General features: G+C 46.8%; 20 protein-coding genes. 8 read left to right on the top strand and 12 right to left on the bottom strand.

From position 1 onward, the window contains the following. Positions 1 to 8: 8 nt before the first annotated feature. The 5 genes from nhaD to ACW6QF_RS05620 form a co-directional block, all read right to left on the bottom strand. Positions 9 to 1,418 carry a sodium:proton antiporter NhaD gene (nhaD, locus tag ACW6QF_RS05640; protein WP_298552338.1) on the bottom strand — a complete coding sequence of 470 codons (1,410 nt, stop codon included), beginning with the start codon at positions 1,416 to 1,418 and terminating at the stop codon, positions 9 to 11. Between the two features lie 158 nt (positions 1,419 to 1,576). Then, positions 1,577 to 2,413, bottom strand: coding sequence for a deoxyribonuclease IV (gene nfo, locus ACW6QF_RS05635; protein WP_456087109.1), 837 nt, complete (start codon positions 2,411 to 2,413; stop codon positions 1,577 to 1,579). Positions 2,414 to 2,434: 21 nt separating this feature from the next. Beyond that, positions 2,435 to 2,908: a PaaI family thioesterase gene (locus tag ACW6QF_RS05630; protein ID WP_456087108.1), complete on the bottom strand. Its 474-nt coding sequence runs from the start codon at positions 2,906 to 2,908 to the stop codon at positions 2,435 to 2,437. 68 nt (positions 2,909 to 2,976) lie between these two features. Then, positions 2,977 to 3,453, bottom strand: a complete 477-nt coding sequence (locus ACW6QF_RS05625; protein ID WP_456087107.1) for a DUF456 domain-containing protein — start codon at positions 3,451 to 3,453, stop codon at positions 2,977 to 2,979. Between the two features lie 59 nt (positions 3,454 to 3,512). Beyond that, complete coding sequence (locus tag ACW6QF_RS05620) at positions 3,513 to 4,844, bottom strand: PhoH family protein (protein WP_456087106.1); 1,332 nt, start codon at positions 4,842 to 4,844, stop codon at positions 3,513 to 3,515. A 234-nt stretch (positions 4,845 to 5,078) separates the two neighbouring features. Here ACW6QF_RS05620 and ACW6QF_RS05615 point away from each other — a divergent pair, with 234 nt between their 5' ends. The 3 genes from ACW6QF_RS05615 (at position 5,079) to ACW6QF_RS05605 (ending at position 9,029) form a co-directional block, all read left to right on the top strand. Further along, on the top strand, positions 5,079 to 6,293 hold the full coding sequence (locus tag ACW6QF_RS05615) for a hypothetical protein (RefSeq protein WP_456087105.1): 1,215 nt from the start codon (positions 5,079 to 5,081) through the stop codon (positions 6,291 to 6,293). 103 nt (positions 6,294 to 6,396) lie between these two features. Next, positions 6,397 to 7,593 (top strand): hypothetical protein, encoded by a 1,197-nt coding sequence (locus ACW6QF_RS05610; protein ID WP_456087104.1) that lies wholly within the window; start codon positions 6,397 to 6,399, stop codon positions 7,591 to 7,593. 227 nt (positions 7,594 to 7,820) lie between these two features. Then, the gene (locus ACW6QF_RS05605) at positions 7,821 to 9,029 is read left to right on the top strand and encodes a DUF4861 domain-containing protein (RefSeq protein WP_456087103.1); all 1,209 of its coding nucleotides are present in this window, start codon (positions 7,821 to 7,823) and stop codon (positions 9,027 to 9,029) included. Positions 9,030 to 9,131: 102 nt separating this feature from the next. On the opposite strand, the gene ACW6QF_RS05600 is transcribed toward ACW6QF_RS05605, so the two are convergent. The 4 genes from ACW6QF_RS05600 to ACW6QF_RS05585 form a co-directional block, all read right to left on the bottom strand. After that, on the bottom strand, positions 9,132 to 9,512 hold the full coding sequence (locus ACW6QF_RS05600; RefSeq protein ID WP_456087102.1) for an L-rhamnose mutarotase: 381 nt from the start codon (positions 9,510 to 9,512) through the stop codon (positions 9,132 to 9,134). Between the two features lie 22 nt (positions 9,513 to 9,534). Continuing rightward, positions 9,535 to 11,646 (bottom strand): M3 family metallopeptidase, encoded by a 2,112-nt coding sequence (locus ACW6QF_RS05595; protein ID WP_456087101.1) that lies wholly within the window; start codon positions 11,644 to 11,646, stop codon positions 9,535 to 9,537. A 421-nt stretch (positions 11,647 to 12,067) separates the two neighbouring features. Then, positions 12,068 to 14,188 (bottom strand): M3 family metallopeptidase, encoded by a 2,121-nt coding sequence (locus tag ACW6QF_RS05590; RefSeq protein WP_456087100.1) that lies wholly within the window; start codon positions 14,186 to 14,188, stop codon positions 12,068 to 12,070. 48 nt (positions 14,189 to 14,236) lie between these two features. Further along, positions 14,237 to 15,736 (bottom strand): sulfatase-like hydrolase/transferase, encoded by a 1,500-nt coding sequence (locus ACW6QF_RS05585; RefSeq protein WP_456087135.1) that lies wholly within the window; start codon positions 15,734 to 15,736, stop codon positions 14,237 to 14,239. A 164-nt stretch (positions 15,737 to 15,900) separates the two neighbouring features. Here ACW6QF_RS05585 and ACW6QF_RS05580 point away from each other — a divergent pair, with 164 nt between their 5' ends. Beyond that, positions 15,901 to 16,857: an NAD(P)H-dependent flavin oxidoreductase gene (locus ACW6QF_RS05580; protein WP_456087099.1), complete on the top strand. Its 957-nt coding sequence runs from the start codon at positions 15,901 to 15,903 to the stop codon at positions 16,855 to 16,857. On the opposite strand, the gene ACW6QF_RS05575 is transcribed toward ACW6QF_RS05580, so the two are convergent. From ACW6QF_RS05575 to ACW6QF_RS05565, 3 genes are all read right to left on the bottom strand, one after another. Next, entirely contained in the window at positions 16,829 to 18,067 is a 1,239-nt protein-coding gene (locus ACW6QF_RS05575; protein WP_456087098.1) for a serpin family protein, read from the bottom strand. The genes ACW6QF_RS05580 and ACW6QF_RS05575 overlap by 29 nt on opposite strands. Before the next feature lie 92 nt (positions 18,068 to 18,159). Beyond that, entirely contained in the window at positions 18,160 to 19,410 is a 1,251-nt protein-coding gene (locus ACW6QF_RS05570) for an efflux RND transporter periplasmic adaptor subunit (protein WP_298553809.1), read from the bottom strand. 42 nt (positions 19,411 to 19,452) lie between these two features. Then, complete coding sequence (locus tag ACW6QF_RS05565; protein ID WP_298553806.1) at positions 19,453 to 20,787, bottom strand: TolC family protein; 1,335 nt, start codon at positions 20,785 to 20,787, stop codon at positions 19,453 to 19,455. Between the two features lie 374 nt (positions 20,788 to 21,161). Here ACW6QF_RS05565 and ACW6QF_RS05560 point away from each other — a divergent pair, with 374 nt between their 5' ends. From ACW6QF_RS05560 to ACW6QF_RS05545, 4 genes are all read left to right on the top strand, one after another. Beyond that, positions 21,162 to 21,500 carry a type II toxin-antitoxin system HicB family antitoxin gene (locus ACW6QF_RS05560; RefSeq protein ID WP_298553800.1) on the top strand — a complete coding sequence of 113 codons (339 nt, stop codon included), beginning with the start codon at positions 21,162 to 21,164 and terminating at the stop codon, positions 21,498 to 21,500. A 27-nt stretch (positions 21,501 to 21,527) separates the two neighbouring features. Beyond that, positions 21,528 to 22,883 carry a sigma-54-dependent transcriptional regulator gene (locus ACW6QF_RS05555; protein ID WP_456087097.1) on the top strand — a complete coding sequence of 452 codons (1,356 nt, stop codon included), beginning with the start codon at positions 21,528 to 21,530 and terminating at the stop codon, positions 22,881 to 22,883. Beyond that, a complete protein-coding gene (locus tag ACW6QF_RS05550) occupies positions 22,883 to 24,202 on the top strand; it encodes a sensor histidine kinase (protein WP_456087096.1) in 1,320 nt (439 codons plus the stop codon). Before ACW6QF_RS05555 ends, ACW6QF_RS05550 begins: the two co-directional genes overlap by 1 nt. Before the next feature lie 234 nt (positions 24,203 to 24,436). Continuing rightward, positions 24,437 to 25,693, top strand: coding sequence for an Nramp family divalent metal transporter (locus ACW6QF_RS05545; RefSeq protein ID WP_298553791.1), 1,257 nt, complete (start codon positions 24,437 to 24,439; stop codon positions 25,691 to 25,693). Positions 25,694 to 25,948: the final 255 nt, after the last annotated feature.

Genomic DNA, 25,948 nt, shown 5'->3' with positions numbered 1-25,948 from the left:
AATAAAGTTTATGTAAATAATAATATATATACGCCGGCACCGCAGCAATAGCCAATCAGTGCCAGAATTGAAAATCGTTTGGTATAATACATAAAATCGATCTTTTCCAGTCCCATTACCGTTACACCGGTTGCAGAACCGATAATCAGGATACTGCCACCGGTTACGGCACAGTAGGCCAGGAACGTCCAAAAACCTCCGTCCGACACGAAGAATTGGGCATAAGGAGCCAGATTAGCCGCATCCGGCACAATCGGATACATACCCATTGTTGCCGCCACCAAAGCCACGTTGTCCACACAGGAAGATAAAACACCGATCACGAAACTGATCAGATAAGGTTCATGCACATGCTTATCCAGGAAAGCGGACATCAAGCCCAACTGGCCGGAGGTTTCCAAGGCCCCTACCGCCATCAGGATACCCAGGAAGAAAAAGATCGTCGACAGGTCGATGTTCGGAAGCAACTGGGAGATACGCAACTTATCGGATTCGTGCATATGCAGTTTGCTATACATAATATCCGTATAAAACCACAGGATCACCAAGCCAAGCAAAACACCTAAGAAAGGCGGAAGATTCGTCAACATCTGAAAGACCGGCACCAATGCCAGCGAAAGGACACCGATCACAAAGATCACCCGGCGTGAATGATTCGGAATCTCCGGTGTATATTCATCAGCCATTTCCTCCTCGCTCATCACACGCAAAGTCGCATCCTTCTTAAACAACCAGAAATTGGCAATCGTCAGCGGCACAAGCAAGTTTATCAATGCAGGAAGGAACACGTGCGAAATCTGGTGCATCGCCGTGACATTCTTGCCCACCCAAAGCAAAATAGTCGTCACGTCACCGATCGGAGACCATGAACCACCTGCATTCGCCGCAATAATCACCATACAAGCATATTTCAAACGATCCGTCCGGTCCGGAACCAATTTTCGCAACACGGCCATAATCACGATAGCAGCTGCCAGGTTGTCCAGCAAGGCGGAAAAGAAGAAAGTGGCAAAACTTATATACCACAATAATTTCCTTTTATTGGCAGTACGGATATATCCGGTAACAGCCCGGAAACCACCATGCTTATCCACGATATCGACAATCAGCATGGAGCACATGACAAAGAAAAGCGTTTCGGCTACATTCCCTAAATGATAAACAATCGAACGGTTTGTAATAAATGTAATAAACTGATCTTTCAGAGGGGCATTTGCCATTTCCGGATTTTGAGTCAGAAACTCCTGGAACAAAGGACTAGAGCGTTCGACGAAAATGTCATAGGCGTCAAACATCAATATCATCCATAGTGATATTGCCATAAACAGAGCTATCGCAGCTTTATTTATCTTTATCTTATCTTCCAATGCGATTGCAAGAATCCCTAAGACAAAGATGACAGGCATTAAAATAAACATAGCACAATATATTTAAATTTGTTATCAAATCACAAAAGAGAGGCTTTTTCACCTCAAACTCTTGCGCGTTTAAAAAAAGCATTATACATTTGGACTTTCATAGTTAAGGTTTTGGTTAAATAGAAAGGAGTGATCTGAGAAGACCGCTCCTTTCGCTTTTATATAGAATACAGATATTCAATCTCTTCCGCCCAAATAGACTCATCCGGCGTTTCGAGAATTAAAGGAATGTTATCAAACCGGGGATCTTCCATCAGCATCTTAAATGTAGTCAGCCCCATCACTCCTTTCCCAATACTGTCATGGCGGTCCACACGGGTAGCCAGATCTTTCTTGGAATCGTTTACATGCATGCCGCGCAGATAAGAAAAACCGATTACTTCATCAAAATGGCGGAATGTTTCCGTAAAACCTTCGACAGTCTTGATATCATAGCCTGCTGCCAACGTATGGGCAGTATCTATACACACTCCGACACGGGATTTATCTTCCACTTTGTCAATAATGTAAGCAAGTTGCTCGAAGGTATATCCTAAATTGGTTCCCTGTCCGGCTGTATTTTCCAATACGGCACATACCCCCGAAGTCTGGTCCAACGCCCAGTTGACCGAATCGGCTATACGCGTCAGACAATCCTCCACATCCATCTGGTTCAGATGGCTTCCGGGATGGAAATTCAGACGGTCCAGTCCCAGTTGCTCACAACGCTGCATCTCATCCAGGAAAGCATCCCGTGACTTCTGCAAACCTTCTGCTTCCGGATGTCCCAGATTGATCAGATAGCTGTCATGCGGAAGAATATGCTCCGCCGCATAACCAAATTCCTCACAACGTTCTTTAAAAAGGGAAATGCTCTTTTTCGTCAGTGGAGAAGATTTCCATTGACGCTGGTTACGGGTAAACAAGGCAAAGGCCTTCGCCCCGATCGCATTCGCATTCACCGGAGCATTCTCAACTCCACCTGATGCCGACACATGTGCTCCAATATACTTCATTTGTTATTTATGTTTTATTGTTCATTCACCTTCTGCTTTGCATCCTGCAAAATGAAATTTTTCCGTCGCCTGTTCCTGTGTGACTATAAAATAGACCAGATCGGCACGCGTACATAATTCATCTTGTGAATTATAGATTTCCGTTTCGATAAAAATTGCATTTCGTTTACGGTCTTTGATACGTCCCCGGATTGTCAGCCGGGGTTCGCGGGTAGAAAGACTTTTCAGAAAGCGGGCATCCAGGCGTGAGGTCATTCCCGAAGTCTGTAACTTCCTAAGCACCACCCAACCGGCCAATTCGTCCATCAAGGTTGTCAGGATTCCGCCATGCAACGTGTTCAACCAGCCCTGATAATGGACTTCCGGCTCCCAATAAGCCACAATATCGTCACCGTCCTCATAAAACTCCATATGAAGTCCCATCGGGTTACTCGGAGCACAGCCAAAACACATATATCCATCCAATCCCTCCCAGGGATTAATAATCTTTTTCATATTTGATAATTATTTGCCACAGCCCTATTAATCTACAAAGATAACAAAAAATGGAGAAATAAGGTTTATTAAAATAGCGCCGCAACAAAGCAGTAGATAAAATAACCGCAAACCGACACTTTCATCACCACACTGAACAGAAAACCGGCAAAAGCCCCTAATCCCGCTTTAAAAGCTTCGGCAGACTTCTTTCCCCCAAGCAACTCGCCGATTACGGCCCCTGCAAACGGACCGATCAACACACCCCAGGGTGGAAAGACGAAAAGACCGGCAATCGTTCCGATCATACATCCCCGATTTCCCCATTTACCGCCTCCACTGTATTTTGTGCCCAACATGGGCGTCACATAATCCATCACCTGGACAATAATGACCAGAAAAGCCCATAAAATCAAATGTGTAGTACTGAAATGGATTTTGTCCGTAAAGTGTAAAAGCAACAAACCCACATAAGAAACAGGCGGACCGGGCAATACAGGCAAAAAACAACCTGCCAGCCCGGCCAGCAAACAAAGTATCCCTAAAATAATAAGAAGGATATCCATATAGTTCTATTTTAGCTGTATGAGTATTCGTGCACACCTCCTTTTCAATATTTCTTTTATCAGAGCAAATCAGAAGCTAATTCGGACAATTGGCTACGTTCGCCTTTGATCAGATTGATATGGGCAAACAGTTCCTGTCCTTTCATTTTATCAACCATATAAGCGAGGCCATTACTCTGTGCATCCAGATAAGGAGAGTCGATCTGCTGGATATCCCCGGTAAATACCATTTTCGTTCCCTCTCCTGCACGGGTAATAATCGTTTTAATCTCATGCGGAGTCAGGTTCTGCGCCTCATCGATGATACAGAAGGTTTCCGATAGACTTCGACCCCGGATGAACGCCAATGCTTCAATCACAAGTTGCCCGTTCTTTTGCAAATCATCTATCTTGCGGGCATCCGATCCACCGGGTGCAAACTGTCCCTTAATCACATTCAGATTATCAAACAAGGGCTGCATATAAGGAGCCACCTTCTGCTTCTCATCGCCAGGCAAGAATCCTAAATCCTTATTTGCCAAAGCAACGATAGGACGTGCCAGCAGAATCTGTTTATAAACATTCGCCTGTTTCAAAGCAGAAGCCAAAGCCAGCAAGGTCTTACCGGTTCCGGCCTTTCCCGTCAGCCCGATAAGTTTGACATCCGGATCATTCAGCACTTCGAAAGCAAAACTCTGTTCCGCATTGCGAGGCTGAATACCATAATTACTGCCTTTGTCTACTTTCTTAAATTTATTGGTAAACGGATTATAACGAGCCAAGACAGAATTACGCACGCTCTTCAGGATAAAACATTCGTTCGGGTCCAGTTTCGACTTTATATCGAACAGATCGGCATCGATGCCGTCAGCCGAAGCATACATTTTATCAATCAGATCCGGATCTATATTTTCGTAAGTATCTTGTGCACGTTCGAAAATGTCTACATTAATAACTTTGTCGGTTATATAATCTTCCACTTCGATACCCAACGAACGCGCTTTCATACGCAGGTTCACATCTTTTGTCACCAGAATGGTTTTTACCTTCCGGTCTTTTTCCGCCTCGGCAACCGACAACGTACATGACAAAATACGATGGTCCGCGGTCTTTTCCGGGAACGACTGATAAATCTTTTCCTGATATTTGTCACCGGTCACCACATGCAAAGTACCCTTACCCGGTCCAAGCGAGGCTCCCTTTAAAAAGAGGTCGTTGCTGGTCAACGTATCCAACTCGCGTACGAACTCGCGGGCGTTGTAATTAATCTGGTCGCTCCCCTTTTTAAACTTATCCAGCTCTTCCAACACGACGATCGGAAGATAAATATCATTCTCCTGAAAGTTCTCAATACACTTGTAATCGTGCAATATGACATTCGTGTCAAGCACAAAATTCTTCTTTGCTCCCATGATCTTTCGATTTAATGATTATCTAAATTATCTATAGCTAAACCTTCTTTTCATCAATCTTTGGCCCCGACTCTCATCAAAAGGCTTCTTTACAAAGATACACTATTATATGAATCAGCATTCTTCAAAACAAAATCTTTTTTAGGTTATAATGAATTATACTTTATATTTGAGCATAATATTATCGGGACAAGTACATTATTTACGTACTTTTGTAACGTTAAAATTAAATCCATGAAAAAATTGTTCATTATCCTCACTTGTTTAGGTATCATCCTTCAACATTCCGAAGCATGTACTTCTATCATCATCTCCGGCAAGGCGACACCGGACGGAAGGCCGTTAATGTGGAAACACCGTGATACGGGTGTACCTTATAACCATATCGTTTTCATGAACGAAGGCGGATATCGTTTCCTCGGACTTGCCAACAGCGACAGCACTCAAGCGGATGCTATCTGGACAGGTAGCAACGAAACTGGGTTTTCAATTATGAATACTGCGTCTTTCAATCTGAAAGATGACGATATAAAGGATATGGATCAGGAAGGAATGCTTATGAAAAAAGCCCTCGGAACATGCAGGACGATCGCCGACTTTGAGCATTTGTTAGATACACTCCCCCGGCCTTTGCGTGTGGAAGCCAACTTCGGTGTAATCGACGCTTATGGAGGGGCAGCCTATTACGAGACAAACAACGAACGTTACTATAAAAAGGACGTGAACGACCCAGCTCTCGCTCCTGACGGCTATATTATTTACACGAATTTCTCTTTTGAAGGACATAAAGATGCAGGCTTAGGTTATATACGATATGACAATGCCCGGAAAATCTTTAAAGAAATGAAAGCAGAAGGTTTCACGCCCCGTAATATCTTTAGAAAAGCATCCTGCTCTTTTTATAACAGCCTGCTGGATATCGACCTGATGACAGAGGACGGAGATCCGAACCGTCGTTCCGGTTGGTTTGTCGAACAAGACTTTATTCCCCGCTCGGAAAGCACGGCCTCCATCGTCATACAAGGCGTCAAACCCGGAATGAATGCGGAATTGACGACAATGTGGACATCCTTAGGTTATCCTCCCACTTCCATGATGGTCCCTCTATGGGTAAAGATGGGAACAGATCAGCCGGCTCTCACCTCCTATGATGCCAATTATAAAACCGCACCTCTCTGCTTATATGCTTTTAAGTTGAAAGATCGCGTTTATTCCATCCACCGTGGAAACGGGCAGAAGTACTTACACTGGCAACTATTGTGGAATAACAGAAATACCGGTTATATGCAAAAACTCGCTTCCACCAATGATCAAGTATTCGAATTGTTTATTTCAAGACAGGCCGAATGGGAGAAAGACAGGTTAGACACTACACTGATAAAAGAACTGTACCGGGACATGGAGCTAAAAATAAAGGAAACGTATGAGCTACTAACCCATAAGGAGTAGAGACAATTATCACCTCTTAATATATCTATAATAATAACAAGACGGCGCAACCTTTCGATGATCTCAAACATCATTATTGTATCAACACATAAAACATTCAGTTATGAAAACGACACAAGGACTTTGCTTTTTACTCCTTTCGGTTATGATAGGATGCAATGATATAGATTACGAGCATTCCGCCATGGATTCTTTCAGTGCATATCCGGTTATAGGAGATCAATCTATCCGGATAGACCTGAGTAAAACCCCTAAATTTGTCTGCGGAACAGTTGACGGGCCACCAACCGAATACTACGCACCGGATCATTGCGAACTTTATGTCTCCGACAATCCGGACGGACCTTTTGACAAGATCTACACAGCCGGCCAATTGAGCAACGATGGCGACTCCTATACATTCAAGGCAACAAACGGTAAGCCGTATTACATTTATACCTTGTCCCATAAAAAAGGATTCCCTACAGTCCAAACTCCGACAATCATGGTTGTTCCCAATCCGCAACCGGTACAACATACCATAATCTCAGTGGCACGACAAGATTATACCTATGGGCAACATATCTCATATAATCCTGTTAAAGGCAAAATCGTTTATTACAATTCCAATTACGAAGATTCTTCTTCGATTTTGTTAACCGATCTCAACGGATCATCTACGGAACAGATTGTAACGGACGGAACCAACCCAAGTTGGGACAGGACAGGAGAGAAAATATTTTTCAAGAACAAAGAAGAGCTGCTTCACCTGTACGACTGCAAAACAAAAAAGATAATACCTTTTCCAACAGACAATCCTTTAAAATGTAGCAAAGAGGCACTCATATCCCCCAATAATGACCGGCTTATATATCAAGATGCTTCATTAAAGAACCTACATATATTCAACCTCTCATCCAAGAAAGACACGGTTATCCTGAATCTCAATAAAAATTATGGTCTTTCAAGCTTTTGTTGGATAGACGAGAATGAATACCTTTTCAGTGGAGGACAACAAAACGAGAATATCCGCAGAGCCTCCATATCAGGCAAAAACATCATATCGACTATGACTTCCGATTGGAACGATTATGCACCTTCACTGTCTCCGGACCAACAGAAACTTGCTTTTATTTCAGACCGGTCAGGGAGTCTTCAAGTATGGATTTACGACTATGCTTCTCAATCTTACAGGCAAATAACCGGATACCAGAAAAAAGATTTCACAAATCCCGTTATAATACAAAGCAACATCGAATGGATAGACAACTCGACCATATGCTTTATATTCGACAATCAAATAATCCGGGTGAACCTATAATTTATATTTCTACCGGTTCATACCGCAAGTGCCAACGGAACATTGCAGGCAGAAGCAATTCCGGAGCATATGAGCACAAAAAAAGTATAAATAGCTTTTAAACAATAAATCTGCTCAACAAACTGATGGTTACTTTTGAAAACTTAACGAATATTCCCTACTTTTACAACCGGATTTTGAGAAACCGGCATCAACGAATACATTAAAATTAAACACATAACAAATTTATGAAAAAGATTTTCAGTTTATTGTTGGCAGCTTCCGCGTTTGCGTGCACGCAGGAGAAAGTGGTCGAGATAACCATCAGCAATCCGTCTGCCACGGACCGCACGAACGAAATCACCGAAATCACTTCAGACGCCGTCGCCAAACTGAAGGGTGAGACATTCGTCATTTCAGACAACACAGGTTCGCAAGTTCCTTACCAGGTAACGTATGACAACAAGATCATTTTCCCGGTTTCCGTTAAAGCCGGTGAAAACGTAACATACAAAATCATGCCTGGAACACCCGAAGCGTTCAAAACAATTGCCTGCGGTAAACAATATCCCGAACGTGTGGACGATGTTGCCTGGGAAAACGACCGCATCGCCTTCCGCACCTACGGCCCGGCCTTGCAAGCTACCGGCGAGAAAGCTTATGGTTGCGATATCTGGGTAAAATGCGTATCCGAACCGATCGTCGACATGCGTTACAAAACCGAACTGGATCCGGAAACAAGGGCTAAAATTGCAGAACTGCGCAAGACCGATCCGAAAGCAGCACAGCAGTTGGCCGAATCTGTTTCCTATCATATCGATCATGGTAACGGATTGGATTATTATAAGGTAGGCCCGACGTTAGGTGCCGGAACTTCCGCCCTATTGGTAAACGACTCTATTGTCTATCCATATTGCTACAAAGACTACCAGATTCTAGACAACGGCCCGTTGCGTTTCACGGTAAAGCTGGTTTACAATCCGCTGACCGTGAAAGGAAACAATAATGTGATCGAAACCCGTGTGATCTCTCTCGACGCTGGTTCGCAGATGAATAAATTCACCATCACCTACGATAACCTAGCCGAAGCGACTCCTGTTGTGACCGGTATCGTTTTGCATGAACCAAGCGAAGACTACCAGGCCGATGCGACAAAAGGCTACATCGCCTATGCCGACCCCGCTGATCCCGTAAACGGACAAATTTATGTAGCAGCCGTATTCCCGGAAAAGATCAACGAAGCTAAGGCCGTCACATTCTCCGACAAAGAAAAAGCTGAACGCGGCGCAGACGGCCATGTTTTGGCCTGCAGCACCTACACCCCCGGTAGCAGCTATACCTATTACAGTGGCGCCGGTTGGAGCAAATGGGGGTTTGAAAACTCCGGCAAATGGTTCGATTATGTACAGAAATTCGCACAGAATCTGAAAGAACCGTTGACTGTAACGATAAAATAAATCCGAATCAAATAAAAAAGAAAAGGGGACATCCGATTTTTTCGATGCCCCCTTTTCTTTTATTCGCCCCTATCTTCTTTAAAAAGATCATCCATTTCGGGATCAATATAAATGGAACATCCGCTCCATCATCCGCCATTTCTCGGCAGAGGTAGCACCCGGACGGGCTACTTGGAAGATAGACATATACGTTTCCCACTCCTCCTGGCGAGGCAAAGCGGCCAACCGCTCAAAAGCCTCGTCCCAGTCAAAATCGAGCGGAGTCTCCACAATCATAAAAAGACGGTTATCCAGGATATAAATCTCCATTTCCAAAATGCCGACACTCCGTAGACCTTGCAGGATCTCCGGCCACGCTTCATTCTCCGTATGCCGCTTCCGATATTCGGCGATCAGTTCGGGATCATCTTTCAGGTCCAATGTCTGGCAATACCGTTTTGTCGGCACGCCATATTCCTTCATCTTATATCCAGCCTGTTTCATCTTCTAAAATCCGGTTATGGAATTATTTAAGCCCCCTGTTCTTCAATAAAGGTTCCGTATTCGGCTCCTTGCCGCGGAAATTCTTATACATATCCATCGCATCGTCGATTCCGCCCGGTGTCAGAACATATGTCCGGAATTTGGCCGCCATTTCAGGATTGAAGATATCTCCGGTTTCTTTAAACGCCTCATAAGCATCGGCATCCAGCACTTCCGCCCAGATATAGCTGTAGTAACCGGCCGTGTAGCCGCCGCCCATCGTATGGTTGAAGTAGGTCGTCCGATAACGGGAAGGTATTTGTTTCAGCAAACCCCGGTCACCCAAGACCGCCTTTTCAAACATCATGACATCCGCACCGTCGTGTACTTCCTTCAGGACATGGAAATCCATATCGAGCAAGGAAGCAGCCAGATATTCGGTCGTCGCGAACCCCTGCCCGTATTTGCCGCTCTTATCCAGTTTCTCGATCAGGGCAGCCGGAATGACCTCGCCCGTTTGGTAATGCTTTGCATATACTTTCAGGACCTCCGGTTCGAACACCCAATGTTCCATGATCTGAGACGGCAACTCGACAAAATCGCGGGGAACGCCCGACACTCCGTAATAATGAACATCCTTGAAGAGGTTATGCAGGCCGTGGCCGAACTCATGAAACAATGTCTCCGCTTCGTCGGCACTCAACAGGGCAGGCTGTCCTTCCGCCGGCTGGGAAAAGTTGCACACGATCGTGACAACCGGAGCCAGCCGCTCGCCGTCCTTATAGGTCTGTGAACGATAGGTTCCGCACCAAGCCCCTCCCCTTTTGCTTGCACGCGGGAAGAAATCGAAATACAGGATGCCTAAATGCGTACCGTCCTTATCCTTACATTCGAAAGCCTGCGCTTCGGGATGGGGCAACGGGATATTCCGGACCGGTGTAAAAGTGATACCGTACAATTTACCCGCGACATAAAAAGCACCGTCGCGGACATTATCCAATTTCAGGTAAGGACGCACTTGATTCTCGTCCAGATCGAACTTCGCCTTCTTCGCCTTTTCGAAATAATAACGCCAGTCCCAGCCTTCCGCTTCGAAGTTACCGCCCTCTTTCTTGATTTCGGCATTGATATCGGCCAGTTCCTCTTTGGCCTTCGCAAGGGCAGGCGTCCAAACTTCATTCAGCAAAGCATATACTTTATCCGAAGACTTCGCCATGCGATCCTCCAAAACAAAAGAAGCATAATCGTCATATCCCATCAGTTTAGCCTTTTCCAGGCGTAAGGTGATCAGATCGCGGACCACCTTCTTATTATCGGCCTCATTGCCGTTATTCCCCCGGTTGATATAACCGTTGAAGATTTTCTCACGCAAAGCGCGATTATCCGCATATTGCAGGAAAGGCATCACGCTCGGATTATGCAACGTGAAAACCCATTTTCCCTCCATCCCGGCAGCTTTAGCCGCTTTGGCTGCATTCGCAACCAGGCTTTCGGGCAAGCCGGAAAGCTCTTCCTTTTTATCGATCACTAACTGGAAATCGTTCGTTTCCTTCAGCATATTTTGCCCGAAAGTAAGCTGAAGCATGGAAATGCCGCTGTTCAGCTCACGCAGCTTCTCCTGTTTGTCAGCAGGCAGATTGGCTCCACCACGCACAAAATCCTTATAGGTTTCTTCCAGCAGTTTTTTCTGCTCCTTGTTCAGATTGAATTTGGCCTGGTTATCATACACCTCTTTCACACGGGCAAAAAGGGCCGGATTCAGGCTGATATCGTCACTATGTTTAGAAAGCAGTGGAGAAAGTTCGCGGCTGAGTGCCTGCATTTCGTCATTCGTATTGACGCTGTTCTGCCCATAAAACACGGAACTCACTCTTTTCAGCAGCTTTCCGCTCTGGTCGAGCGCGACAATCGTGTTTTCAAAATCAGGCATGGAACGCTGTTTCACGATCGCTTCGATCTCCTGTTTCTGCTCTTCCATACCTTGCAAAAATGCAGGCTTGTAATCGGCTAACGTAATCTTATCAAACGGAGGAACGCCAAACGGGGTGGTGAACTCTGTCAGAAAAGGGTTCTCTGTTGTTTTTTCGTTCTTGTCGGTCGAACCGCATGCATTCAACATGACGGCCAGACCGGCAGCAATAAATGTTCTCTTCATTCTTTTTCCTGGTTTATATATGAATAAATAGCTATTTCCATAATCGCTACAAAAGTAGGCAATATCTTGTTTTTTTCATTCCCTTATTGTCATATTTATAAAAATGCCATTGGTCCGAATTGAAACTACTACCGCATCTATTTTGATTTTCTACCCCATTTAATTCAAATTACATGCAAGGGTAATATTTTTTAACAAACATACCTTTTCATCATACCACTAAATATCAAACAATTACACCATAATTCACATTTCAAGGGGGATATTGTTGTTTTTGCAAAATCAGACTTGCGTTCTGTTGCCGGACCATCCCGCCTTGCTTCAATAAAAAAGGGCTGTGCCGCAATTGTCCTTTCCCTGCGTCAAGCATGGGAACAGGACAGTTGCGGCACAACCCCTTTCACCAAATAAAACCTTATTCTTATTTCAAACCGCGATTCCGGAGTAACGGGTCGATGCTCGGTTCCTTGCCACGGAAGTTTTTGTACATGACCATGCCTTCGTCAATGCCACCCGGTGACAAGACATAGGCGCGGAACTTGGCGGCCACTTCGGGATTGAAGATATCGCCCGTTTCCTTGAACGCCTCGAACGCATCGCAATCCAGCACTTCCGCCCAAATATAGCTGTAGTAGCCGGCCGTATAACCGCCTTCCATCGTATGGCCGAAATATGTGCCCCAATAACGAGGAGCGATCTGTTTCAACAAACCTCGACCGTACATGGCATCCGATTCGAACTTTTCTATATTCAAATCCGCCGGAATCTCTTTCAAAACATGATAGTCCATATCCAACAAAGAAGAAGCCACATATTCGGTTGTTGCAAAACCTTGTCCGTACTTACCACTCTTCACTATTTTATCGACAATAGCCTGGGGAATCACCTCGCCTGTTTCATGATGCTTAGCATAGACTTTCAACACTTCCGGTTCGAACACCCAATGCTCCATCACCTGCGAAGGAAGTTCTACGAAATCACGGGGCACACCGGAAACACCATTATAATGTACATCGGCAAACAATCCGTTCAAGGCATGCCCGAACTCATGAAAGACCGTTTCAGCTTCGTCGGCACTCAGCAGGGCAGGTTGTCCGTCAGCCGGCTTGCTGAAGTTGAACACAGTCGTCACTATCGGAGCTACGCGTTTGCCCTCCTTATACGTCTGGTCGCGATATCCGCCGCACCAAGCACCACCGCTCTTTCCCGGACGGGTAAAGAAGTCCATATAAAGCACGCCCAAAGTCGTCCCGTCCTTGTCCTTGCATTCGAAAACCTGCGCATCCGGATCGGGAAGCGGCATGTTCTGCAACGGAGTAAAAGTGATGCCGTACAGTTTGTTCGCCACATAGAAAGCGCCTTCCCGGACATTGTTAAGTTCCAGGTACGGGCGAACTTCGTTCTCGTCCAGGTCAAACTTAGCTTTCTTGGCCTTTTCGAAATAATAACGCCAATCCCAGGCTTCCGCTTCAAAATTGCCGCCTTCTTTCTTAATCTCGGCATTAATATCCGCCAGTTCTTCCTTGGCTTTTACAAGCGCGGGAGTCCAGATCTTGTTCAACAGATCGTAGACGTTCTTTTCGTCCTTCGCCATGTTTTCTTCCAACACGTATGCGGCAAAGTCTTCATAGCCCATCAATTTAGCTTTCTTCAAACGGGCGGAAACCAACTTCTTGATCACGTCCTTATTGTCGTTCGCATTGTTGTTATTACCGCGACGAACATAGGCATTATAGATTTTCTCCCGCAAGGCACGATTGTCGGCATATTGCAGGAAAGGCATCACACTCGGATTATGCAACGTGAAAACCCATTTTCCCTCCATCCCGGCCTCTTTAGCCGTGGCAGCGGCGGCGGCAACCAATGTTTCGGGCAGGCCGGACAGGTCCTCCTTCTTATCGACCACAAGCTGGAAAGCATTTGTCTCTTTCAACGAATTTTGTCCGAAAGTCAGTTCTAACAAAGAGATCTGTTCGTTGAGTTTACGGAGTTCCGCCTGCTTGTCCGCATCCAGGTTGGCACCGCCACGGACGAAGCCTTTATAGGTTTCTTCGAGCAACTTCTTCTGTTCCTTGTCCAGGTTCAACTTTGCCTGATTCTCATATACGGATTTTACGCGGGCAAAAAGTTTCGGATTCAGGCTGATATCGTCACTATGCTTGGAGAGCAGCGGAGAAAGTTCCTGTTCGAGAGCCTGGATCTCGTCGTTCGTGTTGACACTTGCCTGACCGCTGAAAGCGTATGCAACCTTCGTGAGCAGTTCCCCGCTCCGGTCCAATGCAACGATCGTATTCTCGAAAGTAGCTTCGTCGGGATTGTTTACGATCGCTTCTATTTCCGCCGTTTGTTCCTCCATGCCTTTCAGGAAGGCGGGTTTGTAATGTTCTACTTTGATTTGTTCAAAAGGAGGAACACCGAACGGTGTCGTGTACTCGGTAAAAAAAGGATTGGCGCCGGCTACATCTGCCACGTCGCTTTTCTTTGATGAGTTACATGCTCCTAAAACAACTGCCAGGCCGGCAGCCATAAGTGTCTTGTTCATGTCTGTAATTATATTTATATGTTCTGACCGCAAAGGTATGTAATTAAACTAAAAATTGGTCTTCTTGCCCGTTTCTCTTTTCAATTGTTCAAAACGCATCATCATCTGTCGGAGACGGCGCGGCTCCCTGGTCGCCAGATTATTGCGCTGCCCCGGATCCTCCTTTACATTATATAATTGATAGCAATCGCTGAAACCCGCAAACTCCGCTTCTTCCTTATCGCCATAATAATCGGGATAAGGCGGGATCATCACCCAGTCGCCCTGGCGGAAAGCATAGTTGTAGTAACCTTCTATCACCAGTTCGCGGCGTCCCTGATCGCTATTTCCCAAAAAGACAGGCAATGTGTTCTGGCTATCGGTCTTATCCGGATAGGCCTGTCCCGTCAGCGCCGCCAGCGAAGCCAGCAGGTCCATCTGGCAAACCAGCGCGTCCGAAACAGCCGGTTTGACCACAGCCGGCCAGCGGAGCAGGAAAGGCACGCAGGTCCCTCCGTCATACAGACTTGTCTTGCCGCCACGGTACGGTCCGGCGATCTTATGATCACCCACCAACTCGACCGCCCGGTCCTGATAGCCGTCATCCAGAACAGGACCGTTATCGCTCGTAAAGATCACCAGCGTATTCCCGGCCAGGCCGAGGCGGTCCATTTCCTTCAGGAACTCCGTCACGCACCAGTCCGCTTCGAGGATCACATCGCCACGCGGCCCCATCCCCGACTTGCCTGCAAACTTCTGATTCGGCACGCGAGGCACATGCGGTTGATGCAAACCGTAATAAAGGAAGAAAGGTTGGTCCTTATTCGCCTGCATAAAGCCTTTTGCCTTTTCGAGGAACAACTCGGCCATATCTTCATCTTTCCATTGGGCCATCTTACCACCCTTCTGGAAACCGATGCGGGGGACACCGTTCACGATGGAGCCGGCATGCCCTACACTGGGATGCATGCGGAGCAGTTCGGGGTTATCCTTCCCGGTCGGTTCACCGGGAAAGTTTTCCTTATAGCTGACATAAAGAGGATCATCCGGTTGCAGGCCGACCCCTTTCCCGTTTTCGATGAAGATACAAGGAACCCGGTCATTGGTAGCCGCCTGGATAAACGAATAGTCATACCCGACTTCCTTTGCTCCGGGATAGACGGTTTTGTTCCAGTCCACTCCCCCGTCACCCAAGCCCAGATGCCATTTGCCTACGGAGCCGGTCACATAACCGGCCTGTTTCATCACTTTCGGCAAAGTCACTTGTTGCGTGTTGATGATCAGGGCGGCGTTTCCGGGCAGGATCTTCGCATCGGTATTTGTCCAGGGGTAAAGACCGGTCAGAAGGGAATAGCGGCTCGGCGTCGAGGTGGCCGCCATGCAATAGCCCTGCGTAAAGCGCAACCCTTCGTTGGCGATCCGGTCCATACCGGGCGTATGAAGGGCAGTCGCACCATAACAACTCAAGTCTCCGTAGCCCAGGTCATCCGCAACAATTACTACGATATTTGGTTTTTGGGGAGATGTTTGCGCCAGCACCGGCAAGGAAAAAGCTCCCAGAGTTCCCATCAAAGGAATAGAATAGTGTCTCATTCGTTTATCGATTTGTGTGTTAGATTGTAATAGCCTTTACTTAAAACTTGTGATAAGTCGCAAATATAGCTATAGTTGATGAGAATAAGCTACATATTTTATTAATATTGCAATCTATACGAACTAAATAAAAGATGAATATGAATAGAATAAGTCAACTTTTCGGTATTCAATACCCGATTATACAAGGCGGAATGGTTTGGTGCAGCGGTTGGCGGCTCGCCTCGGCGGTCAGCAACGCAGGTGGTCTCGGATTGATCGGTGCAGGCTCCATGCATCCGGACGTTCTACGCGAACATATCCGTAAATGCCAGGCAGCCACCGACAAGCCCTTTGGCGTAAATGTCCCTTTGATGTACCCGGAGATCGACGCCTTGATGACTATTTTGGTGGAAGAAGGCGTAAAGATCGTTTTCACCTCCGCCGGCAACCCCAAAACATGGACGGGATTTCTGAAAGGACACGGAATGAAAGTCGCTCATGTCGTCAGCAGCTCCAAGTTCGCCGTCAAATGCGAACAGGCCGGCGTCGACGCCATAGTCGCCGAAGGGTTTGAAGCCGGCGGGCATAACGGCCGCGAAGAGACAACGACTCTTTGCCTGATCCCCGCCGTACGCCGCGCCACCTCTCTCCCGCTAATGGCTGCCGGAGGGATCGGAACAGGTAGCGCCATGTTGGCTACTTTCGTTCTCGGAGCCGAAGGAGTCCAGATCGGTACGCGTTTCGCCTTGACGAAAGAAAGTTCCGCACATGAGAACTTCAAGCGATTGTGCCTCAACCTGAACGAAGGCGACACGAAGCTCTTGTTGAAGAAACTCTCTCCCACCCGCCTGGTAAAAGGAGGTTTCACAACTGCCGTCGAAGAGGCCGAAGCCCGTGGCGCGTCCGTCGAGGAAATGAAAGAACTGTTAGGGAAAGGCCGCGCCAAGAAAGGCATTTTCGAAGGCGATCTGGAGGAAGGCGAGTTGGAGATCGGACAAGTCGCATCCTTATTCCGGGAAACACAGACGGTGGACGAAGTCGTGAAAGAGATTATAGAAGATTTCCGCAATGGATATCTAAAAACCTTTACTCAATCCGGTTCACCTCTCCTATGAAATAGATTGCTCCTGTGCTGTATTCGCTTATCAGGTAGATGAACGGACGGTTCACGAAGAAATCCATCTTCTGCATTTCCGGCCGGGGGCCGGGGGAAGAAACCCATCCCTCGCCCAAGGTAACCGTTTCGGCTTTCGTCCCTTCTTCATCGACTTCGATACGGGCCTTTTGCAGGGCGCGTGACAAGAAAATACGTCTCGTGCTCAATTTGGAGAAATCAGCAGCATCGGAAGAATAGGCGGAAACAATCCCTAACGATTGCAACGCGTCATTGAGGTTAATATCGTAAGAGGTTGCGAAACGGGGAAGTTTCAAATGAATCTTGTAACCATTGCGATTCTGGAAAAGTTGTTTCCAAGACGCACCATTCAGCGAGGCGATCACTTCGGCATTCGTCACACCTTCATCCGGCAACAGGACGGACATGGAAAAAGCGCCGTTGCCATACGAACGTGACAACATACGGTATTTTTCATGTTCATATACGATACCGTCATAAGTGGCATTCATCATCTGCACTTCCTGTTCACGCCCCTTTGCATCCGTAAAGACCTCCTTTTTCGTACTGCTTTTCTCGAAAGGCGTGCTCCATTCGCCCCGAAAGGCAATCGCATTCAGCAGATAGATACAGGCATTCGGACTGATCTTTTTCAAAATCTCAGGAATCCTGCCATCCGTATTCTTGGCCGTCCAGCCGTTGATCTGTTCCAATGCATCCGGCTTGGAAAAATCCAGATTGCGCACGGATGCCTTGTAATAGGATTCATTGCTTTCCCGGAAAGCAGGCAGAATGTCGAAACCGTCCCTTACCCAAATAGAGTTTGCCGTATGCACCGTTACCTGCGGATCGAGATCAGCCGAGGCGACGATCATCTTCCGGTTATACGCGTTTATTTCCTCCGGCTTGGATTCTCCGAATCCAAGTGTACGGGATATTTCTTCCGTCGTCTTGCCGGCTGCCCCGTTGTTCAACATGGACATCATGTAGTTCACACTGATCGGCGACAGGATAATATTGGACGGTTGCGCATGGCTGCTACTGACCCGGCGGAACAAAGAGAAAGCAAAGTCATTGCCGGCATCCGCCAAGGCCTGTTCGGACTTCGTCAGCGGAATATCCGTGCGGTCTTTCTTACGGGGGATATCGTCACCATTGTCACAAGAAGCGAATGCACAAAGTGCAAGCAAAGCAAAAACAAGTTTTTTCATGATTCTTTTCGTTGTTTGATTATCGTTTATATACAATAAATGCAAGGCGAAAAGAAACCTTGCATTTATTGGAAAGAAAATTTACATCTAAACTATTCCAGTACCAGCACCTCGTTGTCCTTATAGCTCTCATAGCTGGAAACGATTACCTTCTCACCGGCCTCCAGGCCATCGATGACTTCGTAATATTGCGGGTTCTGTCGGCCGATCTTGATCTTGCGGCGATAAGCTTTCTTGCCGTCTTTGTCAAGAACGAATATCCAGCTGCCGCCTGTGCTCTGGAAGAAGGTTCCACGCGGGATGATGATGCTTTCCGTCGGTTGTCCGAGTTCGAGGTTAATGTAATAAGTCTGTCCGCTACGGATATTGTCAGGACGTTCTCCGGTGAAGACGAAATCCGTACGGAACTTGCCGTCACGCACTTCCGGATACACTTTGCGCACGCTCAATTCAAAATCGGCTCCCTGGCGTTCGAACGTCGCGGACAAGCCTTTTTTTACCCGGTCGATATAATGTTCGTCGATCAGAGCTTCGATCTTATAGTCCGACAAGTCGTTTATCTGCCCGATCTTCTGCCCGGCCGAAACATTCTGGCCCAATACGACATCCAGCAATCCCAATTCACCGTCGATCTGCGAGCGGACATTCAAATGCTCCTTGCGTTCATGCACCAAGGCAATATTTTTACGCATATTGGACAAACTGGTTTCCATTTCGTCCATCTGGATCGTGCGGGAGATCGAATCCTGGCGCAAACGTTCCACGACCAAGTCATATTTCTTGCTTGCCAATTCAAAATCTTCTTTCGCTTTCAGGAATTCCTCCTTTGCAATCAGGTTTTCCTCATACAACTTTTTTTGCTGGTTATAAGCACGACGGTAACGCGTCATGTCGACATCCAACTGGGCTTTTTCGAGCTGATTGTTCAATTTATCCTGTTCCATCGCCACCTGCGTATTACGAAGGAAGTTCTGCTTTTCAGCCAATTGGGCTTCGGCGTCGAGAATTTGCAAGTCGAGGTTTGAATTGGAAAGACGGATGATCACATCCCCTTTCTTCACCTGCGCCCCTTCTTCCACTACTTTCTCCTGTACGATACCGCCTTCTTCCGGGCTGAGCTGCACGACCGTAATGGGCTGTACCTGGCCGTTCACACGGACGAAATCATTGAACTGCTCTTTCGTCACATTCCCGATATTGACACCACGGGCGTCCACCTTCAACGTCGAAGCATGATCACCGAAAACGATCCATCCCACCAAAACCAGGAAAAAAGCGCCACCTGCTACATAAGGAATATGCTTCTTCTGAAGACCTTTCTTTTTCTCTAACTGTATATCCATGATCGTATATTTTTTTATTTTTTATTTTTTAATTCTTAATTCTTAATTTTTAATCAACGGTTGCCCTTTATAATAATCAACCTGGCGGCATTTCATCAAGTAGAGCAAACGCCTCTGTAAAAGATCGGCCTTCGAGTTCAACAAAGTCGTCGCATTTGTCTGCACATCGAGCGGACTCATCAATCCTTCCTCAAATTTACGCAGAGTAACCTGATAAGCCAAAGCATCGGCCTTCACTTTCTTCTCCATCTGGATCGTTTCTTTCGCATAGCCCTCCCGATCGAGAACGGCTTGCTCTACATCATTCTGCAACTGACGCAACGTTTCAGTTTGCTTTTCATAAGCGATCCGGACATTGTTGCGGGCCTGGCGCATATTGGTAATCCGGGACAGGCCGTCAAACAAAGGGAAACTGAAGCTAAAATAAATATATTCTCCACGGTTGTTTTTAAATTGGCTTTTAAAAGCAGCGGGAGCGTTTTCCGATTTCAAATTCTCAAAATAGCTGGTACTGATACCGGCTTCGACGGAAAGAGACGGAAGTAATTTCCCTTTTGCTATCAGATAGTTCATCTTACTGGTTTTCAATTGGAAAGCGGCCTGCAAAGCAGTCGGGTTGTTTGCCATAGCATAATCCTGAATGGCACTGACCGATTCCCCGGCCAATAGATCTTGTACGGGAGGAACAACCGTATCGACATCGAGTGCCAAATCCGACGGATAGTTCATCGCGTTCTTCAGAGTCATCATCGCCGTATTATAAAGGTTCTGCTGATGCGTCAGATTGTAATCGTCACCGGCTACCTGCGATTCGATCTGGGCAACGTCCGCCTTTCCTTTCAAACCCAATTCTTCCTGACGGCGTGTTTTGTATAAAAGGCGCTGGCTGTCTTCTAATTTTTCGGAACACATCTTCACCAGTCCCTGATAATAGACAACCGTAATAAAGGCATCCATAATGCTGATTGCCAAATCATCTTTCTGCTTTTGCAAATCATTTCTCCCCATGTGGCGGTTCACATTTGCCAAACGCCATTTGTTGATCAATTGCCCCCCTCTGAAAAGCGGCAGAGAAGCATAAGCCCCGTAACCGTTGTTAAAGGTAGAAGTGTTTACGTATGTATTCGTTTCGGGGTCTACCGAACGTCCGAACCGGTACTGCGCATCCACTTGCGTGCTGATCGAAGGCAAAAAAGAAGCTATGGCGGACTGATGTTCGGCCTTGTACGTATTGTTGGTATAAAGCTGCTGCTTCACCTTCGGGCTGTTCTCCACCGCATATCGCATGCACTCGTCCAAACTCCATATTTTATCCTGCGCCATTACCGAGGTTGCCAGGGCAAAAGAAAGTACTGTTGTAAATATGATCTTTTTCATTGCTATGTTATTTTCTACCTGATAAAAAGCAAAGAGCGTGCCAAAACAGTCAAAATATTAGATTTCAACGCATTAATAAATTCATCTTTTTTATCGAGTGTCCAAAAATTAGACACTGCTGTAAAAGAATTGGACAATGGAAACGGCTTTCGGGCCGTAATCGGAACTTTTCAATACCGATCATACAATCTCATCGACTGTTGTTGGATTGTAACTATTTTGTAGTTACATTTGCAGAAACTTAAATACATAAATGGGAACAAAAGAAAAACTTATCGAACGTTTCAAGTCGTTACCTACAAATTTCACATTTGAGGAAATGGAACGTCTACTATCCATATTTGGTTATGAGAAATCAAATAAAGGAAATAATTATGAATACATTAAAATACAAAGGGTTTATTGGTTCCGTCAACTTCAGTGAAGAGGATAGTGTTTTCTTCGGCAAAATAGAAGGAATTAACGGTATGGTCAATTTTGAAGGACAAAGTGTTCAAGAACTAACGGATGCTTTTCATGAAGCAGTCAATGATTATATCGCATTTTGCGAAGAAGAAGGGATACAGCCTCATAAGAGTTATTCGGGATTATTGAATGTGCGCCTGACCCCCGAAATACATAGCCGCGTTGCAATGCTGGCAAAGCGCACCGGCATTTCGATTAATGCTTTTATCAAGCAAGCATTGGAGAAACAAATCACGACTATGTTATAGACATTTATCAAAACGTATAAACCATACATGACAAAACAAGGCACCATACTGGTAGTAGACGATAACAAAGGGATCCTTACCGCAGTACAGATGTTGTTAGGCACGTGCTTCGAGAAGGTGATCACGATCTCTACTCCCAATAAGATAAAAGCGACACTACACGACGAGAATATAGACGTAGTCCTGCTGGACATGAATTTCAGCGCCGGTATCAACACCGGCAACGAAGGGTTGTTCTGGCTTTCGGAAATAAAAAAGGAAGATGCTTCGATACAGGTCGTTCTTTTTACGGCCTACGCGGATATCGACCTGGCCGTACGGGGGATCAAGGAAGGGGCGACCGATTTCGTGGTCAAGCCGTGGGACAACGCCAAGCTGCTCGAAACATTGAAAACAGCCTATAATATCCGGACGGCAAACCGCAAAGGCATTGCGATCGACACGGGCAAACTCGTCGTCTCCAAAGAAAGCGGAATGTTCTGGGGAGAAAGCAACGCCATGCAACAACTCCGTTCCCTGATCGAAAAAGTCGCCCGGACGGACGCCAACATATTGGTCACGGGTGAAAACGGGACCGGCAAGGAGATGCTGGCCCGCGAGATCCACATGCTTTCCAACCGGAAAAAGGAAACATTGGTGCCGGTCGATATGGGAGCCATTACGGAAACGCTTTTCGAAAGCGAACTGTTCGGGCACGTCAAAGGCGCCTTTACCGACGCACGGGCAGACCGTCCGGGGAAATTCGAGGTCGCCGACAACGGCACCCTGTTCCTGGACGAGATCGGAAACCTCTCCTACCATTTGCAAGCCAAGTTACTGACCGCCTTGCAACGCCGTAGCATCGTGCGTGTGGGAAGCAATACGCCTATCCCGGTCAACATCCGCCTGATTTGCGCGACCAACCGCGACTTGCAGGAGATGGTTCAGAAAGGGGATTTCCGCGAGGACTTGCTCTATCGCATCAACACGATCCACGTGGAGATACCGCCTCTCCGGGAACGGCCGGAAGACATCGTTCCGCTCACCGAAATATTCCTTTCCAAATATGCCAGAATCTATGGGAAAGCCGCCATGCGCCTCAGCCCGGATGCCCAAGAGAAGCTGAAAGCGCAACCCTGGTTCGGAAATATCCGGGAGCTCGAACACACGATCGAGAAAGCCGTGATCATTGCCGAAGAGAGTGTGTTGGACGGTAACGATTTCGACTTTCCGCGGACGAAAAAAGAACCGGCTCCCCAAGAGGCGACAACGCTGGAAGAGATGGAATATAACATGATCAAAAACGCGATGGACAAGTATAGCGGCAATTTGTCGCTCGTCGCAAGCCAGTTGGGGATTTCCCGACAGACTTTATACAATAAGATCAAACGATACGAACTATAATGCCGTTGAAAGGACTTTACCATAATTACCATTTCCGCATCGCCGTTTTCACATTCCTGACAATGGCGGGCACTTGTGTCGCCCTTCAAAAGGAATGGATATGGTTTGTCCCGGTCTTGGCCGTATGGTTTTTCTTCCTCCGGCTGGTCCTGCTGTCCGACAAGCGGAACGCCCAAAAGGTGGCTTTCATGTTCGACGCGATCGATAATAGCGACTATGCTTTCCAGTATGCGACACGCGGACGCTCGTCGAACGACAAACTGGTCAGCGAATCGCTGAACCGCATCACCCAGATTCTATTCCAGGCCAAAGCGGATGCCGCCCAGAAAGAGAAATATTACGAGCTGATCATGAATTGCGTCAATACCGGTATTATCGTGCTCGATGACAACGGCGTGATTTATCAGACGAACAACGAGGCTTTGAGGTTGCTCGGACTGACCGTCTTTACGAACGTGCGGCAACTTGCCCGCATAGACGAGAACCTGAAAACCACCATACAAAACATCCAGCCGGGCGACAAGCACCAGATATCCTTTGCCAACGAACGCGGCAACGTGCACCTTTCGATCCGCGTTTCGGAAATGACGCTACAAGAAAAGCATGTGCGCATCCTGGCGATCAACGATATCAATAGCGAGCTGGACGACAAGGAGATCGATTCGTGGATCCGCCTGACCCGTGTCCTGACACACGAGATCATGAATTCGGTCACTCCCATCACTTCCCTTAGCGACACGCTTCTCTCCCTGCACCAGAATGCGGACGACGAGATACGCAACGGCCTGGAAGTGATCAGCACGACGGGAAAGAGCCTGATCTCTTTCGTGGAGTCATACCGCAAATTCACGCATATCCCGACGCCGGAACCCACGCTCTTCTATGTCCAGAAATTTGCGGAACGCATGGTGAAGCTGGCCCGCCACCATACCGATTTTCCCAACATCGCGATCCATGTCAGCGTAGAGCCTTCCGACCTGATCGTCTATGCGGACGAGAACCTGATCTCGCAAGTTGTCCTGAACCTGCTGAAAAACGCCATGCAGGCCATCGGTAGTGAACAGGCGGACGGCCTGATCGAGGTAAAAGCCTATTGCAACGAAGAGGAAGCCGTCCTGATCGAAGTCAGCAACAACGGGCCCGTGATCCCGCCAGAAGAGGCCGAACACATTTTCGTCCCGTTCTTCACCACCAAAGAGGGCGGTAGCGGCATCGGGCTTTCCATCTCCCGCCAGATCATGCGCCTTTCGGGAGGCAGCATCGCCCTTAAGAGTGCGCCGGCCGCCAAACGGACGACATTCATACTGACATTCCCTTGATAAATTGACAATTATAAAGATAAAACAGATCAGCCGATAAAAATTATCAATTATCATAAACATTTCTACCGGCAAATATTTTATATCTTTGAACGGTAAATAATGATTTATTTCAGGCACGGATTACACGGATTAACACGGTTTTTATTTGAAATCAATATATTATCCGTGTAATCCGTGCCTAAATATCACACCGGTAAATGATGATTTACAACAATAACATAAACTATTAATATGAACATATTAGACAAACTCAAAATCAACCACCGACCGAGTGCCGGCGCTCTGGACCTGCTGAAATATATCGGGCCGGGACTACTCGTTACCGTAGGTTTCATCGATCCGGGGAACTGGGCGACCAATCTGGCTGCCGGTTCCGAATTCGGCTATGCCCTGCTCTGGGTGGTCACTTTCTCTTCTATCATGTTGATCATCATCCAGCATAACGTCGCCCACCTGGGGATCGTCACCGGACTCTGCCTTTCGGAGGCGACCAACAAATATATGCCGCGCACGCTGAGCCGCCCTATCCTGATCTCGGCCATGCTGGCCAGCATTTCGACCTCGCTTGCCGAGGTGCTGGGAGGCGCCATCGCCCTTCGGATGCTGTTCGGGATGCCGATCAAAATCGGGGCCGTCATCGTGACGATCGTCTGCCTCGGCATGTTGCTCACCAACACATATAGCAAGATAGAGCGCTGGATCATCATGTTCGTTTCGATCATCGGGCTGTCGTTTTTGTATGAATTGGCACTGGTGGACGTACAATGGGGAGCCGCCATCGAAGGATGGATCAAACCGACTTTCCCGGAGAACTCCATGCTGATCATCATGAGCGTGCTGGGAGCCGTCGTCATGCCCCACAACCTGTTTCTCCACTCGGAAGTCATACAGAGCCGCGAATGGAACCTCGAAGACGAGCCGGTGATCAAAAAGCAATTGAAATATGAGTTCTACGACACACTTTTATCCATGGTTATCGGCTGGGCGATCAATTCGGCCATGATCATACTGGCAGCGGCAACCTTCTTCAAGCAGAATATTGCGGTGGACGAACTGGATCAGGCCAGGCAGCTATTGGTTCCGCTGGTCGGAAACAACGCCGGAGTCATATTCGCCGGAGCGCTCCTGCTGGCAGGCATTTCCTCCACGATCACGTCGGGAATTGCCGGAGCCTCCATCTTCGCGGGGTTCTACGGAGAAGCATATAACCACAAAGACCTCCACTCCAAATTAGGAGTTTTGCTGTCTTTTATCCCCGCTTTACTCATTATTTTTGTCGTAGGAGACCCGTTCAAAGGCTTAATTTACTCGCAAATGTTGCTGAGCGTGCAGTTGCCGATCACCGTTTTCACACAAGTTTATCTGACATCCAGCAAAAAGGTGATGGGCAAATTTGTGAATTCGAGGTCCACAACTATTCTTTTAGTCACCTTGGGAGCACTTGTCACGTTCTTGAACATTGCGCTATTAATCAGTCTTTTAGCATAAAATTTCACGACATAAGACAATGCCGGTCGCGTGACAATAATGACAATAATGACAATTATAATAACTGAATTTTGATTTTGTAGAATGTTATAGAATAGTATTTATATATATATATTATATATATAAATACTATTCTATACTCTTGATTTCAGTTTTATTATTATCAGATTGTAATTGTCATTATTGTAATTGTCATTATTGTCATTATTGTCACACAGGATTGCTCCCCCCAAAACATAGTGTTCCCCTCCATGA

It is taken from the genome of Parabacteroides sp., from assembly GCF_977054455.1.
The sequence above is the reverse complement of the archived record's forward strand: the minus strand, read 5'-3'. Positions and strand labels throughout refer to the sequence as shown.